This window comes from Streptomyces sp. NPDC054840 (assembly GCF_053611065.1).
In genome coordinates, this window is record NZ_JBSGZP010001097.1 from 1 (window position 1) to 1,433 (window position 1,433).

General features: G+C 70.9%; 1 protein-coding gene. It reads right to left on the bottom strand.

Annotation, left to right across the window (positions count from 1 at the left end; all coding sequences use genetic code 11):
* Nucleotides 1-20 precede the first annotated feature (20 nt).
* Nucleotides 21-1,433 (bottom strand): glycerol-3-phosphate dehydrogenase/oxidase (locus ACWGIU_RS37845; protein WP_453712612.1); only part of this gene is annotated, 1,413 nt, incomplete at its 5' end.

The following is a 1,433-nucleotide window of genomic DNA, read 5'->3' on the forward strand; positions in this document are numbered from 1 at the left end:
CTTCCCCACCTGCGCAGGACCTATGCCTTACGGCCCAGCATCTCCTCGACCCGGGCCCGCACGGACTCGTCGTCCAGGCCGCGGATCGTCACCGTCGTACGGCGGCGCAGCACGTCGTCGACCGTCTCGGCCCACTCGTTGTCACGGGCGTAGGCGACCTGCGCCCAGATCTCCGGACCGTCCGGGTGGATCCGCTCCGCCAGCGCCGCGTCCTCGTTCGCGAGGCGCGCGATGTCGAAGGCCAGCGAGCCGTAGTGGGAAGCCAGGTGGCGGGCCGTCAGCGGATCCATCCGCGTGCCCGGCTCCCGGTCCACCAGCAGCCGGTGCGCGACCGCGTTGGGGTTGGCGACACCGGGCAGCGCGATCCGGCGCACCAGCGACTTCACCGGCTCCATGTCCTCGGTCAGCGGACTGCCCGGGAGCTTCGCCAGCTTGTCCATGACCACACGGCCGATGTGACGGTACGTCGTCCACTTGCCGCCGGCCACCGACAGCATGCCGCCGGCGCCCTCGGAGACGACCGTCTCGCGCTTGGCCTTCTCGACACCGCCCGGGCCGCCCGGCAGCACCCGCAGGCCCGCGAAGGCGTACGTCATCAGCGAGCGGTCCAGGTCCGCGTCCTTCACCGAGAAGGCCGCCTCGTCCAGGATCTGGGCGATGTCGGACTCGGTGGCGCGCACGTCCGCCGGGTCGCCCTCGTACACCTCGTCGGTGGTGCCGAGCAGCAGCTGGTCCTCCCAGGGGAGGGCGAAGGTGATGCGGTACTTGTCGATCGGGGTGGCCATGGCGGCCTTCCACGGCGACTTGCGCTTCATGACGATGTGCGCGCCCTTGGACAGGCGGATCGACGGCATGGAGTGCTTGTCCTCCATGCGCCGCAGGTGGTCCACCCACGGGCCGGTGGCGTTGAGCACGACGCGCGCGTCGACCCCGAACTCGGTGCCGTCGAGACGGTCCTTGAGCTCGGCGCCGGTGACCCGGCCGCGCGTCTTGCGCAGTCCGGTGACCTCGGCGTGGTTGAGGACGACCGCGCCCGACTCGACGGCCGCGCGGACCGTCATGACGGCGACGCGGGAGTCGTTCATCTGGTGGTCGTAGTAGACCGCGACGGCCTTGAGGTTGTCCGTCTTCAGACCCGGGTTGTCGGCGACGGCACGGGCCGGGGATATGACCTTGCCGATGCCGTCGCCGAAGGCCGAGAGGGCGGAGTAGGCGAAGACGCCCGCGCCCAGCTTGGCCGCACCCACCGGCCCGCCCTTGTAGACCGGCAGGTAGAAGGTGAGCGGGTTGACCAGGTGCGGGGCCACGTCCTTGGCCAGCACCCGGCGCTCGTGGTGGTTCTCCGCCACCAGCTTGACCGCACCGGTCTGCAGGTAGCGCAGACCGCCGTGGACGAGCTTGGAGGAGGCCGAGGAGGTGGCGCCGGCGAAGTC